Origin of the sequence: Mycetocola sp. CAN_C7 (assembly GCF_015752285.1) — a bacterium.
In the GTDB taxonomy this organism is placed as follows: Bacteria; Actinomycetota; Actinomycetes; order Actinomycetales; family Microbacteriaceae; genus Mycetocola_A.
This window is the reverse complement of the sequence record NZ_JADOUY010000004.1, coordinates 116,263-132,831: the sequence shown is the minus strand read 5'-3', so window position 1 is coordinate 132,831 and position 16,569 is coordinate 116,263. Positions and strand designations below refer to the sequence as shown.

Annotated in this window: 20 protein-coding genes; 2 read left to right on the top strand and 18 right to left on the bottom strand. The window is 65.1% G+C overall.

Annotation, left to right across the window (positions count from 1 at the left end; translation table 11 throughout):
• The first annotated feature begins 27 nt into the window (after positions 1-27).
• A complete protein-coding gene (coaA, locus tag IWX78_RS10025) occupies positions 28-984 on the top strand; it encodes a type I pantothenate kinase (RefSeq protein WP_196833396.1) in 957 nt (318 codons plus the stop codon).
• 90 nt (positions 985-1,074) lie between these two features.
• On the opposite strand, the gene glmM is transcribed toward coaA, so the two are convergent.
• From glmM to IWX78_RS09935, 18 genes are all read right to left on the bottom strand, one after another.
• A complete protein-coding gene (gene glmM / locus IWX78_RS10020; RefSeq protein ID WP_196833395.1) occupies positions 1,075-2,436 on the bottom strand; it encodes a phosphoglucosamine mutase in 1,362 nt (453 codons plus the stop codon).
• A gap of 27 nt (positions 2,437-2,463) precedes the next feature.
• Positions 2,464-2,949: a 30S ribosomal protein S9 gene (gene rpsI, locus IWX78_RS10015; RefSeq protein ID WP_196833394.1), complete on the bottom strand. Its 486-nt coding sequence runs from the start codon at positions 2,947-2,949 to the stop codon at positions 2,464-2,466.
• Positions 2,950-2,977: 28 nt separating this feature from the next.
• Positions 2,978-3,424 (bottom strand): 50S ribosomal protein L13, encoded by a 447-nt coding sequence (rplM, locus tag IWX78_RS10010; RefSeq protein WP_196833393.1) that lies wholly within the window; start codon positions 3,422-3,424, stop codon positions 2,978-2,980.
• 137 nt (positions 3,425-3,561) lie between these two features.
• Positions 3,562-4,500 (bottom strand): tRNA pseudouridine(38-40) synthase TruA, encoded by a 939-nt coding sequence (gene truA, locus IWX78_RS10005; protein WP_196833392.1) that lies wholly within the window; start codon positions 4,498-4,500, stop codon positions 3,562-3,564.
• A gap of 21 nt (positions 4,501-4,521) precedes the next feature.
• Complete coding sequence (locus IWX78_RS10000) at positions 4,522-4,731, bottom strand: GNAT family N-acetyltransferase (protein ID WP_334684704.1); 210 nt, start codon at positions 4,729-4,731, stop codon at positions 4,522-4,524.
• 12 nt (positions 4,732-4,743) lie between these two features.
• Entirely contained in the window at positions 4,744-5,562 is an 819-nt protein-coding gene (locus IWX78_RS09995; RefSeq protein WP_196833390.1) for a GNAT family N-acetyltransferase, read from the bottom strand.
• Between the two features lie 78 nt (positions 5,563-5,640).
• On the bottom strand, positions 5,641-6,174 hold the full coding sequence (gene rplQ / locus IWX78_RS09990) for a 50S ribosomal protein L17 (protein WP_196833389.1): 534 nt from the start codon (positions 6,172-6,174) through the stop codon (positions 5,641-5,643).
• Positions 6,175-6,223: 49 nt separating this feature from the next.
• Positions 6,224-7,216 (bottom strand): DNA-directed RNA polymerase subunit alpha, encoded by a 993-nt coding sequence (locus IWX78_RS09985; protein ID WP_196833388.1) that lies wholly within the window; start codon positions 7,214-7,216, stop codon positions 6,224-6,226.
• Positions 7,217-7,342: 126 nt separating this feature from the next.
• Positions 7,343-7,741: a 30S ribosomal protein S11 gene (rpsK, locus tag IWX78_RS09980; RefSeq protein ID WP_163287585.1), complete on the bottom strand. Its 399-nt coding sequence runs from the start codon at positions 7,739-7,741 to the stop codon at positions 7,343-7,345.
• 44 nt (positions 7,742-7,785) lie between these two features.
• Positions 7,786-8,160: a 30S ribosomal protein S13 gene (rpsM, locus tag IWX78_RS09975; protein ID WP_196833387.1), complete on the bottom strand. Its 375-nt coding sequence runs from the start codon at positions 8,158-8,160 to the stop codon at positions 7,786-7,788.
• Positions 8,161-8,299: 139 nt separating this feature from the next.
• A complete protein-coding gene (gene rpmJ, locus IWX78_RS09970) occupies positions 8,300-8,413 on the bottom strand; it encodes a 50S ribosomal protein L36 (protein WP_011186712.1) in 114 nt (37 codons plus the stop codon).
• Between the two features lie 82 nt (positions 8,414-8,495).
• Positions 8,496-8,717, bottom strand: coding sequence for a translation initiation factor IF-1 (gene infA, locus IWX78_RS09965; RefSeq protein WP_111720612.1), 222 nt, complete (start codon positions 8,715-8,717; stop codon positions 8,496-8,498).
• A gap of 147 nt (positions 8,718-8,864) precedes the next feature.
• The gene (locus IWX78_RS09960; protein WP_196833386.1) at positions 8,865-10,010 is read right to left on the bottom strand and encodes a mannitol-1-phosphate 5-dehydrogenase; all 1,146 of its coding nucleotides are present in this window, start codon (positions 10,008-10,010) and stop codon (positions 8,865-8,867) included.
• The gene (locus IWX78_RS09955) at positions 10,007-10,447 is read right to left on the bottom strand and encodes a PTS sugar transporter subunit IIA (protein ID WP_196833385.1); all 441 of its coding nucleotides are present in this window, start codon (positions 10,445-10,447) and stop codon (positions 10,007-10,009) included. Before IWX78_RS09955 ends, IWX78_RS09960 begins: the two co-directional genes overlap by 4 nt.
• Positions 10,444-12,027, bottom strand: a complete 1,584-nt coding sequence (locus tag IWX78_RS09950) for a PTS mannitol transporter subunit IICB (RefSeq protein WP_196833384.1) — start codon at positions 12,025-12,027, stop codon at positions 10,444-10,446. Before IWX78_RS09950 ends, IWX78_RS09955 begins: the two co-directional genes overlap by 4 nt.
• Positions 12,024-13,640, bottom strand: coding sequence for a phosphoenolpyruvate--protein phosphotransferase (ptsP, locus tag IWX78_RS09945; RefSeq protein ID WP_442929246.1), 1,617 nt, complete (start codon positions 13,638-13,640; stop codon positions 12,024-12,026). The genes IWX78_RS09950 and ptsP overlap by 4 nt, the downstream gene beginning before the upstream one ends.
• 73 nt (positions 13,641-13,713) lie before the next feature.
• On the bottom strand, positions 13,714-13,980 hold the full coding sequence (locus IWX78_RS09940) for an HPr family phosphocarrier protein (RefSeq protein WP_196833383.1): 267 nt from the start codon (positions 13,978-13,980) through the stop codon (positions 13,714-13,716).
• Positions 13,973-14,326 (bottom strand): PTS sugar transporter subunit IIB, encoded by a 354-nt coding sequence (locus tag IWX78_RS09935; protein WP_196833382.1) that lies wholly within the window; start codon positions 14,324-14,326, stop codon positions 13,973-13,975. Before IWX78_RS09935 ends, IWX78_RS09940 begins: the two co-directional genes overlap by 8 nt.
• Before the next feature lie 179 nt (positions 14,327-14,505).
• On the opposite strand from IWX78_RS09935, the gene IWX78_RS09930 reads away from it, so the two are divergent.
• Positions 14,506-16,452, top strand: coding sequence for a BglG family transcription antiterminator (locus IWX78_RS09930; protein WP_196833381.1), 1,947 nt, complete (start codon positions 14,506-14,508; stop codon positions 16,450-16,452).
• Positions 16,453-16,569 lie beyond the last annotated feature (117 nt).

The window sequence follows — 16,569 nt, the reverse complement described above, 5'->3', positions numbered from 1 at the left end:
ACGATACCGGCAATAGACTGGGAACCTATGTCCGACCCCTCCTCCGTCGCTGCGTCGCACAGCCAGTCGACCCCCTTCGTCGAAATCGACCGATCGGACTGGGCACGACTCGCCCCGACGACACAGTTGCCGCTGACGGATGCCGAAGTGTTCCAGTTGCGCGGGCTCGGCGACAGGCTCGACCTCAACGAGGTCGCCGAGGTCTATCTCCCTCTCAGCCGCCTCCTCAGCCTGTACGTGGCCAACGCGAAGCGACTGCACGATTCGACGAGCTCGTTCCTCGGCGAGAAGACCGAGCGCACGCCGTTCGTCATCGGTGTCGCCGGGTCGGTGGCCGTCGGCAAGTCGACGGTTGCCAGGTTGCTCCGTGAACTGATGTCTCGCTGGCCGGACACCCCGAGGGTCGAGCTGATCACGACCGACGGATTCCTCTACCCCAACGCGGAACTTCAGCGGCGGGGAATCATGGAGCGAAAAGGGTTCCCCGAGTCGTACGACCGGCGAGCCCTCCTTCGTTTCGTGAGTGAGGTGAAGAGCGGCGCGGGCGAGGTGCGGGCTCCGTTCTACTCCCACCTCAGGTACGACATCGTCCCTGACGCCCAGGTGGTCGTCAGGCGCCCCGATGTCCTCATCGTCGAGGGCCTCAACGTTCTGCAGCCGGCGGGGAACGGCCACCGCCTGACGGTGAGTGACCTCTTCGACTTCAGCATCTACGTCGACGCCCGCACATCGGACATCGCCTCCTGGTACGAAGAGCGTTTCATGGCGCTGCAGCGCGGTGCGTTCACCAATCCGAACTCGTTCTTCAACGTCTATGCCTCGTTCTCCGAAGACGAGGCGCGTGACAAGGCGCGGTTCTACTGGCGCGAGGTGAACGAACCGAACCTGCGTGAGAACATCCGTCCGACCCGCGCGCGGGCGAAACTCGTACTGAAGAAGGCGGCGGACCACACCGTGAGCCAGGTCCTGCTCCGCAAGGTCTGAGCGCCGCGCGTGGTGCAATGCTGAAGGGCGCGAGTGCTGCAGAAAGGCCCTGCGGTCCCGAGTGGGACGGCAGGGCCTTCTTCACGCTGTTCAGACGGCCAGGCGTTCCCGGACGACATCCGCGAGGGCGTGTGCGAGCCGGTCTGCGGTCGGCTGGTCGGCCGCCTCGACCATGACACGCACGAGCTGCTCGGTGCCGCTGGGGCGCAGCAGCACGCGGCCGGTGTCGCCCAGCTCGGCTTCAGCGGCGCGCACCGCTTCGGCGAGGACCTCGTCGGTGTGGATGCCCGTGCGATCGACATCCCGGACGTTCACGAGGATCTGGGGGTACACATCCATGACGCTTGCGAGCTCTGCCGCCGTCTTCTTCGTCCTGGCCATCTCGCTGACGAGGTGAAGGCCGGTGAGGATGCCGTCGCCGGTCGTCGCGTACTCGCTCATGATCACGTGGCCGGACTGTTCCCCACCGAGGGCGAAACCGCCCTTGTTCATGGCCTCGAGGACATATCGGTCACCGACCTTGGTCTGCACCATTGAAATGCCGTGTTCTTCCATCGCGATGCGCAACCCGAGGTTGCTCATCACCGTGGCGACGAGGGTGTCGTCCGTGAGGTGTCCGCGCTCCTTCATCGACACGGCCAGGATCGCCATGATCTGGTCACCATCGATGACATTGCCGGCCGCATCGACGGCCAGGCAGCGGTCGGCGTCGCCGTCGTGGGCGATTCCGATGTCTGCCTTGTGCTCGCGAACGGCCTCGGCGAGCAGGTCGAGGTGGGTCGATCCGACGCCGTCGTTGATGTTCATGCCATCGGGATCGTTGCCGATGATGGTGAGCTTCGCTCCGGCATCCCTGAACACTTCAGGGGAAACGCCGGCAGCAGCACCGTGCGCACAGTCGAGCACGACGTGCAGCCCGTCGAGGGAGTGAGGCAGGCTCCCGAGGAGGTGGAGGACGTAGCGGTCCTCCGCATCGGCGAATCGCCGGATGCGACCGACCCCTGCCCCGGTCGGGGCGAGCTTGGGTTCGGTCAGGTACGACTCGATGCGTTCCTCGACCTCGTCGGGGAGTTTGCGTCCGCCGCGAGCGAAGATCTTGATGCCGTTGTCTGGCGCGGGGTTGTGGCTCGCCGAGATCATCACACCGAAGTCCGCATCGATATCGGCAATGAGGAACGCCGCAGCGGGGGTCGGGATGACGCCGGCGTCGAGCACGTCGACACCGCTCGAAGCGAGTCCGGCGGCGACGGCGGCAGCGAGGAACTCACCGGAGACACGGGGGTCGCGCGCGAGAACGGCGACGGGCCGCTTACCGGCGGCGCGGCGGGCCTCAGCACTTCGGCCCTGCCCAAGCACCACTGCGGTGGCTTGGGCAAGGCCGAGAGCGAGGTCTGCCGTCAGGTCGGAGTTCGCGAGACCGCGAACTCCGTCAGTACCAAACAGACGAGGCATGGAAAACAGTCCAGGACCGGAGCGCGGTTAGCGCTTCGAGAACTGAGGTGCCTTACGTGCCTTCTTGAGTCCAGCCTTCTTGCGCTCCTTGACGCGAGCGTCACGGGAGAGGAAGCCGGCCTTCTTGAGCGTTGCGCGGTTGTTCTCTTCGTCGATCTGGTTGAGCGCACGGGCGATGCCGAGGCGCAGTGCACCGGCCTGGCCGGACGGGCCACCACCGGAGATCCGTGCAATGACGTCGTAGCCGCCGGCGAGGTCGAGAACCGTGAACGGGTCGTTGATCAGCTGCTGGTGCAGCTTGTTCGGGAAGTAGTCGGCAAGCTCACGGCCGTTGACCGTGATGGTGCCTGAACCGGGAACGAGGCGCACGCGGGCGATGGCCTGCTTGCGACGTCCGACGGCTGCGCCGGGAACGCTGAGGGCCGGACGGGCCGCCTTGGGGGCTGCCTCGGTGGGCGTCTCGGTCGAGAAGCTCTCCGGGGTCTCTGCGATGGAATCTGAAATCTTCGCCACTGTAGGAATCCTTATGTCTATCCGGCGCTTACTGGGCGACCTGGTCGAGGGTGTACGTCTTGGGCTGCTGAGCAGCGTGCGGGTGCTCTGCACCGGTGTAGACCTTCAGCTTGCGCAGCTGCGCGGCACCGAGGGAGTTCTTGGGGAGCATGCCGCGAACAGCCTTCTCCACCGCGCGGCCGGGGTTCTTCTCGAGCAGCTCGGCGTAGGTGACGGCCTTGATGCCACCCGGGTAACCGGAGTGGCGGTAAGCCTTCTTCTGGAGGAGCTTCTGGCCGGTCAGGGCGACCTTCTCGGCATTGATGATGATGACGAAGTCACCGGTGTCCATGTGGTTGGCAAAGGTAGCCTTGTGCTTTCCACGGAGGAGGATGGCGACGTGGCTGGCCAGGCGGCCGAGCACAATGTCGGTGGCGTCGATGATGAACCAGTCCCGCTGGATCTCAGAAGCCTTGGGGGAATACGTGCGCGTCACAATAGTGCTGCTTTCTTGTCGTAAGTTGGTTGGTCGTGAATCCCGCTCCGTTGGGAGTTCCGGAATCGGAACGCCGCAGGTGGAGGGCTCAACTTCGGATGCCGCGCTGCAGACAGAGCAGACACCAAGGAGCAAGCTTACCCGGCGTCGTCGTCGTGGTCAAACTCTGCGAACGGGCCGGTATCGGCGAACGGATCGGCGCCATCCTGCAGGGACCGCCGCGACCGAGTGAGCTCCGCCCTCATCCGCAGGAGCGAATCGGTGGGGTATCCGACCTCGGCGAGGGTGAGTCCACGCGCCGGCATCACGGCGAATTCGTTCGACCGGTGCAGCGCATCGCGAAGCCGCGCGGCATCCGCCACCTGCAGCTTGCCCTCCCCCACCGCGACACACACGCCGACGAGAGCACGAACCATGCTGTGACAGAACGCGTCGGCGCGAACGCCGGCGACGAGCACGCCGCTGGCGTCCCTGGTCCAGCCGAACCGCTGGAGCGAGCGGATCGTCGTTCTGCCCTCCCTGGGCCGGCAGTAGGTCGCGAAGTCATGGAGCCCGACGAGGGACTCTGCTGCGGCGTTCATCAGGTCGACGTCGAGCGGCGCCGGATGCCACACCGTCTGAGCGCGTTCAAGCGGGTTCCTGAAAGAGAGGCTGTCAGCGATGCGGTATTCGTACCGACGCCACACGGCAGAGAACCGGGCGTCGAAGCCGTCAGGCGCTGGGGCGGCGTTGGTGATCACGACGTCCGGGTACTGCCCGAGCACTCCGTTCACCTTGCGGCGCAGAGCGCTACCGGTGGGATGCAGCCCGTCCTTCGCCGGGCGTCCGCGACGCACTCGAGCCGCCCGTTCCTCGTCGAGATCGAGGTGGGCGACCTGCCCGGTGGCGTGAACGCCGGTGTCGGTGCGCCCAGCGACAGCGACCAGGATTCGGTCGCCGGTACGGCCGAGGATCGTCGTGATCGCTTCTTCGAGTACACCCTGTACGGTGCGGAGGCCCGGCTGTTTCGCCCAGCCGGCGAACCGGGAACCGTCGTACGCGATATCGAGTCGGAATCGCTGCGGCTGGGTGGTCACGTGGCCAGTTTACGGTCGCCGTCAGTATTCGATGACGAGCGCGATCTCCTGGGTACCCGCCTGGAAGCCCAGTCGCTCGTACAGGCTGTTCGCTCCGGTCGGGCTCGCCGTGTCGACGTCGAGGACGGCCCGCTCGAGCCCGGCTTCGCCGAACGAGGTGAGCAGCCGCGAGATGAGGGCCGGCGCGAGGCGTCTGCCGCGCCAGTCGCGCACGACGCCGATGAGTTCGATGTAGCCGGAACTCTAGCCCTGAGACGCCCAGTCGTGTTCGTTCAGCGACGTCAGGGCGAATGCCACCACACGGGCGTCCGTTCCGTCTCCGTCGACAGCCACCCACGACAGCTCCGGCCGGAACTGCGAGCTCCCGGTGATCTTGGCCCACTCTTCCGGCATCCGCGGCTGGCTGCCCCAGTGGTCACGGAACGCATCGTTGCGCGCCAGCCTGGTCGCTTCGAACAGGTCGGGCGTGCACCGAACGATACGGATGCCGTCCGGCGCCTCCACGTCGGGAACCGGCTCTGCCGCCACCCTGCTCATCGTTGTGAAGTAACGGGAGATGACGAAGCCGAGGTCCTGGGCGAGAGCGAGAGCGGCGTCGTTTCCGTGGGCGACGTCGACCATCGACCATCCTGGAACGGTCTTCTCCGACGTGGAGAGCTGTTGCCGTGACCGGTTCTTCTGCCAGTCGAGGAGGATGCGTCCGATGCCACGCCCGCGCAGGTCTGGACGCACGGTGCCAGGCAGGTAGGACTGCACCCGGGTGTCCTGTCCCGGGCCGAGGACGACATAGCCGAACGCGGCTACCGCGCCATCGGCGTCGAAGCCGACCATCGAATCGCGAGCCAGGTCGACGTGCGATGCCCGGAAGTCGTCGTCGAGGTCTTCCCGGGGTGTTGCCCAGTCCGGGTGGTCGATCCGGTCGGCGAGGGCCTGTGTTGCGGCGATCGCATCGACATCGTCGAGGAACGCCGCTCGCCACACGGCGACGTCAGGGTGCGCGGGCAGCGCCAACTCGGGCGGGGCATCGACGCGGCTGCTGAGGGGAGGGAGAACCTGGTTCATCCCTCAAGCCTATGCGGGCGAACGACGAAGCCCCCGGCATCCTCTCGGATACCGGGGGCTTCGTACACCGCAGGGGTGTTACTTCTCTTCGGCCTTCTCGGCGTCAGCGGAGTCTGCAGAGTCGGTCGACTCGGCGGCGGGGGTCTCTTCGACCGCAGCGTCGTCGGCCACAACCTCGGCCTCCTCCACCGGAGCAGCCTCTGCCGGCTTCTCAGCGGCAGCGGCGGGCTTCGACTTCTTCACCTTGGGGGTGACGGGCTCGAGAACCAGTTCGATCTGCACCATGGACGCGTTGTCGCCCTTGCGGAAACCGAGCTTGGTGATGCGGGTGTAGCCACCCTCGCGCTCGGCGACGAGCGGAGCGATCTCGGTGAAGAGCTCGTGGACGACCGAGGTGTCACCGATGATGCGCATGACGCGACGACGGGCGTGCAGGTCACCGCGCTTCGCGAACGTGATGAGACGCTCGGCGATGGGACGGAGACGCTTGGCCTTCGTCTCGGTGGTCTTGATGCTCTTGTGGGTGAACAGGGCAGCGGCCAGGTTAGCGAGCATGAGACGCTCGTGCGCTGGTCCGCCTCCCAGGCGGGGGCCTTTAGTGGGCTGAGGCATTGTCGTTATTCTCCAGAATCAAAAAGTGAAAAGGCGTCGAGGACGAGCCTTAGTTGCTGGTCTCGTCTTCGTAACCCGAGTAGAAGTGGGCGCCGTCGAATCCGGGAACCGAATCCTTCAGCGAAAGGCCCATTTCAACGAGCTTGTCGCGAACCTCATCGACCGACTTCTGGCCGAAGTTACGGATGTTCATCAGCTGCGTCTCGCTCAGGGCGACGAGCTCGGACACCGTGTTGATGCCCTCACGCTTGAGGCAGTTGTACGAACGCACCGACAGATCGAGGTCCTCGATCGGGATCGAGAGTTCGCTGGAGAGCACGGCGTCGACCGGCGCTGGGCCGATCTCGATGCCCTCAGCCGCGTTGTTCAGCTCGCGGGCGAGACCGAACAGCTCGACCAGGGTCTTGCCGGCGGATGCGATGGCGTCGCGCGGCGTGATGGCCGGCTTGCTCTCCACATCGACGACCAGACGGTCGAAGTCGGTGCGCTCACCGGCACGAGTCGCCTCGACACGGTAGGTCACCTTGAGGACGGGCGAGTAGATCGAGTCGATCGGGATCTGGCCGGCTTCGGAGAACTCGTTGCGGTTCTGCGTTGCAGACACGTAGCCGCGGCCACGCTCGATGGTGAGTTCCAGTTCGAACTTCGCCTTGTCATTCAGCGTCGCGATGACGAGATCCGGGTTGTGCACCTCGACACCGGCAGGAGCCGAGATGTCAGCCGCGGTGACCTGGCCTGCGCCGGTCTTGCGGAGGTAAGCGGTGATCGGCTCGTCGTGCTCGCTCGAGACGACGAGACCCTTGATGTTCAGGATGATCTCGGTGGCGTCCTCTTTCACACCGGGGATGGTGCTGAACTCGTGCAGCACGCCATCGATGCGAATGCTGGTCACAGCAGCGCCCGGGATGGAGGAGAGCAGGGTACGGCGAAGTGAGTTACCGAGGGTGTAACCGAAGCCAGGCTCCAGGGGCTCAATCACGAACCGGCTGCGGAACTCTGAGATGTTCTCTTCGGTGAGCGTTGGGCGCTGTGCAATAAGCACTATGTATTCCTTTCGGCTAAGTGTCCGCTATATGACACTTGCAATGGCGAGGTATTGAGTTGTGTTCGTCAACGGTCGATTGAGCAGCGCCGCCTGGCACTGCTCAATCGACCATGGCTGAAAGGCTTAGACGCGGCGACGCTTCGGCGGGCGGCATCCGTTGTGCGCCTGCGGGGTGACATCGTTGATCGAACCGACCTCGAGGCCTGCAGCCTGGAGGGAGCGGATGGCGGTCTCGCGGCCGGAACCGGGACCCTTCACGAAAACGTCAACCTTCTTCATGCCGTGTTCCTGCGCCTGGCGGGCAGCAGACTCTGCAGCGAGCTGAGCGGCGAACGGGGTCGACTTGCGCGAACCCTTGAAGCCGACTCCACCAGAAGACGCCCAGCTGATGACGGCACCGGTGGTGTCCGTGATCGAGACGATGGTGTTGTTGAAGGTGGACTTGATGTGGGCCTGGCCCACAGCAATGTTCTTCTTCTCTTTTTTACGGGGCTTGCGGGCAGCCGTTTTGGGTGCAGCCATGAATATCTCCTAAATCTTTCGGCGAAGAGCTCGAAGGCCGGGGCCTAGCGAGCCTTCTTCTTGCCGGCAACGGTGCGCTTCGGGCCCTTGCGGGTACGAGCGTTGGTCTTGGTGCGCTGTCCACGAACGGGCAGGCCGCGACGGTGGCGGATGCCCTCGTAGCTACCGATCTCGACCTTGCGGCGGATGTCGGCCTGAACTTCACGGCGGAGGTCACCCTCTACCTTGTAGTTGCCTTCGATGTAGTCACGCAGCAGGATCAACTGATCGTCGCTGAGATCCTTCACGCGGATGTCTCCGCTGATGCCGGTGTCGACGAGGGTCTTCAGAGCCCTCGTGCGTCCAACACCGTAAATGTACGTCAGTGCGATTTCCACGCGCTTATCGCGGGGAATGTCTACGCCGGCGAGACGTGCCATGGTGGCTTCTCCTAGGAGTTAGTGGAGGTGTGGAGCAGTTCCTGTGCCCGGGCCTCCGACCCGAGGTGTCCCTCGATCGAGTTCTGGAACTGCCGATAGTGTGTTGCTGGTCGTGCGGTTGTCCTCAGGAAAGAGAGGACTAGCCCTGACGCTGCTTGTGGCGCGGGTTCTCGCAGATGACCATGACGCGTCCGTTGCGACGGATGACCTTGCACTTGTCGCAGATCTTCTTGACGCTGGGGTTGACCTTCATGTGATTCTCTCTTTTCGCTGTCGTCGTGCCTGGCTGCTCGAGCACGCTCGAAACAGGTCAAGGCCGTTACTTACAGCGCGTTCTACTTGTAGCGGTAAACGATCCGGCCGCGGGTCAGATCGTATGGGCTGAGCTCGACGATCACGCGGTCCTCAGGAAGGATGCGGATGTAGTGCTGGCGCATCTTGCCGCTAATGGTGGCAAGAACGCGGTGGCCGTTCGTCAGCTCAACGCGGAACATCGCGTTGGGCAGAGCTTCGACAACTGCGCCTTCGATCTCAATGACACCGTCTTTTTTGGCCATAGCCTCACTGTCGCTAAAAATAGTACGCACTGGTCGTGCGGATGGATGATGGTGCTGCAAAGTCCGTATGGAGAACACGCCGGAAAGCGTGCACAAAGCACCAACGGACAATCCTATGGTATTCGGCGCATTTTCGCCAACCGGCGGTCAGCCCGCGCGCGCCCGCACCACGGCCACGAGTTCGCTGAAGAGCGGATGCTCCGGCGCGAGTCCCGTGACCTGCTCGACGAACGACTCGGGAGCGAGCTCGGCGAGCATCCGGTGCAGTTCGACGCTCTGCTCGTCGTCAGGCACATCGAACGCGAGGGCCTGGCCCACAGCCCCGACGAGGGCGCTGTGCCCGATCCCCCTCTCGGCGAGTTCCGCGGCGGGCGAGATGAAGCGCTCGTTGCGCGACAGCTTGCGGAGCGGCTGCCTGCCGACTCTCTGCACGGTGTCAGGGAGGTGCGGGTTGGCGAACCGGCCGAGGATCTTCTCCCGGTAGGCACGCTGCGCATCCGGATCGATCCCGTGCTTGGCGACGAGCAGCGCGCTCGTCTCCTCGAGTACCAGACGGACGGCATCCGCAACCGTGGGGTCGGCGAGCGCGTCGGAGATCTTGTCGATCCCGGCAGCGAAGCCGTAATATGCGGCGGTCGCATGCCCGGTGTTCACGGTGAACAGCTTGCGTTCGATGTACGGGCCGAGCGCGTCGACGAATGTCGCGCCAGGGATGTCAGGGGCCTCGTCCCCGAACGGCCCCGACTCGATCACCCACTCGTAGAAGGTCTCGACGGTGACGTCGATCCCCGCTGAGGCGTCCTGTCCTGGCACGATCCGATCGACGGCCGTGTTGGCGAAGACCGCGCGGTTGGCGATCGCCTCCCACTCGTCCGGTCCGACGCTTGCCTGGACCTCGGTCTTCAGCAGGTCGGTGGCGTTGATGGCGTTTTCGCATGCCATCACAGCGAGCGGCGGGAGACCGGGGTCGCGCAGGGCCAAGCCCCGCGCGATCACCGGCGCGACGAACCGCAGGATGTTCGGACCGACGGCGGTCGTCACGACAGCTGCCGTCTGGATTTCGGCGATCAGTTCGTTCTCGTGCGACGCACTGTTCACGGCCCGGAAGCCGGTGACGGTGCGGTTCCCGCCGCCGTCACCGACCTCGTGGACCGTGTACGACTCGCTCGAGGCGAGCGCATCGATGAGTTCGGCGTTCACATCGGCGAAGACCACCTCGTAACCGGCGTCGTGGAGGAGGAGCCCGACGAAGCCCCGGCCGATGTTCCCTGCACCGAAGTGAACGGCTTTCATTCGGCGTTGACCTCCTCGAGCAGGGTGAACAGTTCGTTCGCGTCTGCCGCATCGATCAGTTTCTGCACCTCGTCTTCGTCGGAGAACACGATGGCGATCTTCGAGAGGATCTCGAGGTGCTCATTATTGAGTCCGGCGATGCCGACGGCGAAGCGCACCTCGTCGCCGTTCCAGTCGATCGGCTGGGAGTAACGAACCAGCGACAGGGCCGACCGGGTGATCGCGTCCTTGGCCTCGTTCGTGCCGTGCGGGATGGCGAGGTAGTTGCCCATGTACGTGGACACCGAACCCTCGCGTTCGAGCATGGCGTCCACGTACGCGGGTGTCACAGCTCCGGCGGTGACGAGGAGCTCCCCCGCTTCGCGGATGGCCTCGTCCCTCGTCGTCGCTGAACCTGCAGCGACGACGGTGGACACCGTGAGAATCTGGTCTGTCATTCGGTAGCCCCCTGGCTGTTGTTTCGCTTGACGAGTTCGACCACGTCATCGTACTTCGGGCTGTTCATGAAGTTGTCGACCGAGATGTGCTGCGAGTTCGGTGACTTCTCCCGTGCCCTGTCGGTGAGGTCCTGGTGGGTGATGACCAGGTCGGCATCGCCGGTGAGGTTGGCGATGGACTGGTTGGTGACCTTCACTCCATCGACGCCCGCCTTCTTGATCTTGTTGCGAAGAACGGATGCTCCCATCGCGCTCGATCCCATACCGGCGTCACACGCGAAGACGATGTTCTTGACGAGAGTCGCCGTCGCGGTACCACCGGCGTTGCCGGTGTCGGTCGTTCCTTCGGTGACGAGACCCCCGAGGACGGAACTCTTCTTGCCCTTGTTCGCCTCGGTCGCTGCAACGGCGGCGCTCATGTCGCCGGCGTTGCCCGATGCCAGGTCCTTCTTACGCGATGCACGAAGGATGATGGCCGCGACGAGGAACGAGACACCGGCCGCGACGATGACCGACAGGATGACGCCGACGTAGCTGTCTGATGCCGTCTGGATGAGCACGGCGATGATGCTTCCTGGGGATGCAGGGGCACGCAGACCTGTCTGGAAGACCACGTTGGTCGCGACCCCCGCCATACCGCCGGCGATGGCTGCGAAGACGAGCATCGGCTTCATCAGCACGTACGGGAAGTAGATCTCGTGGATCCCGCCGAAGAACTGGATGATGATCGCGCCAGGGGCACTGGCCCTGGCGATTCCCAGCCCGAAGAACGTGTACGCGAGCAGGATGCCGAGTCCCGGGCCGGGGTTCGCCTCGATCAGGAACAGGATGCTCTTGCCGCTCTCCTCCACCTGCTGCACGCCCAGAGGGGTGAAGACGCCGTGGTTGATGGCGTTGTTGAGGAAGAGGATCTTGCCCGGTTCGACGAAGATGCTGACGAGGGGAAGGAGCGACAGGCTGACGAGCCAGTTGACGACCCCTTCGAGCCATGCGCTCACCGTCGTGATGATCGGGGCGATGCCGAAGAAGGCGGCGATGGAGAGGAGCGCGCCGAGGATCCCTGCGGAGAAGTTGTTGACGAGCATCTCGAAACCGGCCTTGATCTTGCCGTCCCAGATGCTGTCGACCTTCTTGATCAGCCATGCGGCGAGCGGGCCCATGATCATCGCGCCGATGAACATCGGGATGCTCGATCCGACGATGACACCCATGGTGGCGATGGTGCCGACCACGCCGCCGCGTTCACCGTAGATCATCCGTCCACCGGTGTTGGCGATGAGCAGAGGGAGCAGGTAGGTGATCATCGGACCGACCAACCCGACATACTGCTGGAAGGTGGCGCCGTCTTCGGTCTGTGCAAGCGCTGTTGCTGCGCCCTGCCAGCCGATGACATCCGCGTCGCCGAATCCACCGAGGATGCCGTTCGGCAGCCATCCGGTGGCGATGAAGAACGCGGTGATGAGCCCCCACGCGATGAACGCGGCGATGTTGGGCATGACCATGCCGGAGAGGAAGGTTCCGAATCGCTGGACGCGGACCCTCGCACCTCCCGACTTGCTCGGGGTTGACGTCGTCGTCATGATTTTGCCTCTTTCAGGGTGAGTGCAGCGGCGGCAACCGCTGCGCGGGATTCGGCCGCCCCATCGGCGGCCAGGGCGATCTCGGCGAGCTGTCGAGCCTCGTCGATGGTGTAGGTCAGAAGCGATGCACGCACATCGACGAGCGCCGGGGTGGACATCGACAGGCTGGTGGCGCCAAGACCGACGAGCACGACGGCGAGCAGGGGGTCTGCTGCCGCCTCTCCGCAGATGCCGACAGGTTTGTTCGCCGCGGCGCCGGCGGCGCCGACCTCGCCGACGAGCCGGAGGACGGCCGGATGCCAGGGGTCCTGGAACGCGGCGACGGAGCCGAGCATGCGGTCGGCGGCGAGGGTGTACTGGGTGAGGTCGTTCGTCCCGATGGAGGCAAAGTCGGCCTCGGCGAGAACGCGGTCCGCGAGGAGGGCTGCTGAAGGCACCTCGACCATGACACCGGCAGTGCGGATGCCGTATTCGCGGGCGAGACCGACGAAGTACCGCGTCTCCTCCACCGTGGCGACCATCGGGGCCATCACCCACAGTTCGGCGTCTGTCGCGGCATCCGCTTCGGCGAGCGCGGTGAGCTGCTCACGAAGGATGTCCTCGCTGGCGCGGAGCGAGCGGAGCCCACGGAGACCGAGTGCCGGGTTCTCTTCGTGCGCGTCGTTGAGGAACTGCAGCGGCTTGTCTGCGCCCGCGTCCAGGACCCGGACGACGACCTTCTTGCCCGGAAAAGCCTCGAGCAACCGGATGTAGTGTTCGCGCTGCTGCTCGACGGTCGGGGCGGAGCCACCGGCGTCGAGAAAGAGGAACTCGGTTCGAAACAGACCGACGCCTTCCGCGCCGGCGCCTGCTGCAGCTTGCGCACCCGCAGACGAGCCGAGGTTGGCGAGGAGCGGGATGGCTGTTCCGTCTGCGGTCGCTCCAGGGGTGACCGGGGCGACTGCGGCGGCCTGGCGTTCGGCGATGCGACGCTCGGCGTCGGCGATCTGCTCGTCGGTCGGGTCGGCCGTCACTGTTCCCGCTTCCGCGTCCACGATGACGACGGTGCCGTCTGCCAGCGTCCTGGCATCCGCTGCCCCGACCACGGCCACGATGGACTTCTCCCTGGCGAGGATCGCGGTGTGCGAGGTCGGTCCGCCGTCACTGGTGACGAGGCCGAGCACCTTGCCGAGATCGAGCATTGCCGTGTCTGCAGGAGCGAGGTCGCGGGCCACGAGGACGAACGGGTGATCCGGGTTGGGCACTCCGGGGGCGCTGACACCCTGGAGGTGGGCGATGACGCGCTGTGACACGTCATCGAGGTCAGCGGCGCGTTCGCCGAGGTATCCGCCCATGGCGACGAGCTGATCGCGAAAGCTTGCGAATGCCTCGAACACGGCCCGCTCCGCGGTCTTTCCCGCGGCGAGCGCCTCGTCTATGGCGTCGGACAGCATGGGGTCCTCGGCCATCATGGCCTGCGCCTCCAGCACGTCCTTCGCGGCACCGCCTGCAGACGCGCCACGCTGCTCGAGCTCCCGCGCGACGACGGACAGTGACGCGCGTGACCGCTCGGTCTCCTCCGCCTGCGTGCGGCTGCTCGCCGCGTCGTCAGGGGCGGGGAGGGGTTCGGACATCCGGGCAACGACTCCGACGGCGACGCCCTGCCCGATGCCGGTGCCGGTGCCGACGATGCCCGTTGCGAGGTCGTTACTCATCATGGTCGGTCACCAGAAGCTCGACGAGGCCGTCGAGCACGGTCTCGGCGTTGTCGCCGTCTGCGGTCAGGGTGACGTAGTCGCCGTGGTTCACACCGAGCGAGATGACCCCGAGGATGCTGGCGGCGTTGACAGGCTTGCCGCTTCCTTTCGCGAGGGTGACCTTCGACCCCGATGCCGTCGCGGCCTGGGTGAAGATTTTGGCCGGCCGCGCGTGCAGCCCGTGTGATGATCCGATTCGTACGGTGCGTTCAGCCATGCGTTCCTCCGTCGCTGCGTTGTGGTTCCCCTCGTCGTGACAGCGCCCCTGCAGCTTCCAGGGCGAGGTCGAGGGCTTCGTCGCCGAGAGGCGACGAGAAGACAGTGGATGGCATCATTGCGACGGCGACACCGGCGGCATCCGCGCTGCGGCGAACGTCGGCGAGGCGGCCATCGAGGTGCGGCCCCAGAAGCACGACGTCGGCTGTATCGAGTCGGTCACCGAGCGAGTCGATCGGGCACGCTTCAGCCGTTGCCTCGAGAGAGCGGGTGTCGGCAGCTTTACGGATACGGCGGGCGACGAAGGTCGACGATGCTCCGGCACCGCACACCACGAGAATTCTCATCGATCGCCTCCATTGCCGTTCAACGTTCTGGTCGGTGCCGCCCGGCTCACGCGCAGGCTTGACCGATTCTCTCCCCGGTCGCGAACCGCCCGCCACCACAGTGCTTTCCGCCCCTGCGGAAAATCGTGACTCCGACGCACGGGATGGGCCGGCAGGTGGTTGACTCGGAGAGGACGCCGATGGCGGCAGCGCCGCTGCCGGTCGAGCGCCTGAGGGAGATCGTGACACGGGACAGGCAAGACAGGATCCTCACCTACCTCGCCAGAGCGGGCACGTGGGTGACGGCAGGCGAGCTCGCCGACGTCCTCGGGGTCACTTCCCGCAGCATCCGCAGCTATGTGACGGCCGTCAAAGGACGTGCTGGGGGCAGCCCGGTGGTCGAGGCAGGTCCGAGCGGGTACCGGATCAACCCGGATGCCTATGCGGCCTTTCGGGCGTCAGCGAGCGTCGAGCAGGCGGAGACGCCACGTGCCCGGCTGTACGGCATCGTTCGTCGGCTGGTCGACAGCCCCGACGGTCTCGATGTCTTCGAACTGGCCGAGAGCCTGCACGTTTCTGAGTCCACGATCGAATCCGACCTCTCCCGCGTGCGTCTGCTCCTCGCCGAGGCTGAGCTGTCCCTGACCAGGGCAGCGAGCACGGTCACTCTGAGCGGGACGGAGCTCGCTCGGAGGCGACTGCTGTCCCGGATGTTCCGCGATGAGACCGAGCGCGGGCTGATCGAGCTCGAGGCGATCCAGCGGGAGTTCGCGTCAGACAGCCTGAGCGAATTCAAGACGGCGCTCATCGACATGCTGACCGAGCGGGGTTTCGCGCTCAACGACTACGGCATCGACAACGTGCTTCTGCACATCGCCATCGCCGTCGACCGCGTATCGAAGAACAGGCTCGTGCCCTCCCCCGCCGTCGATCCGGTCGCGGACGCCGACGGCATCCCGACCGCACTGGCCACACTCATCGCCACCCACTTCGACACGGCTCTCGGCGACGCCGACATCGACTATCTCGCCTATCTGCTGTCCACCCGCGCGGTGACCATCGCCGCCGATACGCCAGACTCCGGCTACCTCAACCAGGCCGACCTCGACATCGTGCGCAGCATCGTGAAGAACGCCGGCGAGGAGTACCTCGTCGACCTGTCCGACGAGGATTTCATCACACGACTGACCCTGCACGTGCAGAATCTGCTCCGTCGCGCGCAGGACCACTCGTACTCGCGCAACCCGATGGCCCGGTCGATCAAGACCTCATACCCGATGATCTACGAACTCGCGGTCTACATCGCGAGCAGGCTGCAACAGCACGGGTCGGTCGAGATCACCGACGACGAGATCGCGTACATCGCCATGCACGTCGGCGCGCACCTGCAGCAGCAGTCCAGATCGGACGAGTTGCTGCGCTGTGTCCTCGTCTGCCCGAACTACTACGACATGCACCTGTTGCTGCGCGACCGGGTGATGCTCATGCTCGGTGATGCCATCGATGTGGTGCGTGTGGTCACCCGAAGCGACCTCTCGTGGAGCAGCCTCGACGCGGACATCGTCCTGACCACGATCGAACCGCCCGTTCCGGACGAGTCGATCCTCGTCATCCAGCCGTTCTTCACCCAGGGAGACGCCGACCGCGTGCGCCAGGCGCTGAGCCGGGTGCGACGGGTGAAGCGCAGGGCCCTCATCAAGGACGAGGTTCTGCAGTATTTCGATGAGTCGCTCTTCCTACGCAACGTCCGGGCGAAGGATGAGACGAGCATGATTCGTCAGCTGGGTGACCTCATGGTGGCTCGCGGCGTGATCGACGACGCCTACGTCGACGGTGCGATCGAACGCGAGCGGATGTCGTCGACGGCGTTCACGGATTCCCTCGCTGTCCCCCACGCGATGGCGATGACCGCCCGTTCGACGTCCATCGCGATCGCGGTGAATGAGTCGAGCATGCCCTGGGGTGACAACCGGGTGAACGTCGTCGCGTTCATCGCGTTCAGTGCGGCGGAGCGAGCGAATTTCCAGCGCGTGTTCGATCAGTTCGTCGAGGTGTTCTCTGAGCGTGAGGATGTGCAGCGCATCGTGAAGAGGTCGGTGGACTTCGGGGCGTTCATCGACGAGCTCGTGCACACGATGGACTCCTGACCCGCTGGCCCCTCGCCCTCGCCCCTCGCCGCTCGCCCCTCGCCCCTCGCCCCTCGCCCCTGCTGCAAATTCAGGAGATCCGACCCGACACGCCGTACGGGAGCGCTCTCACCACGG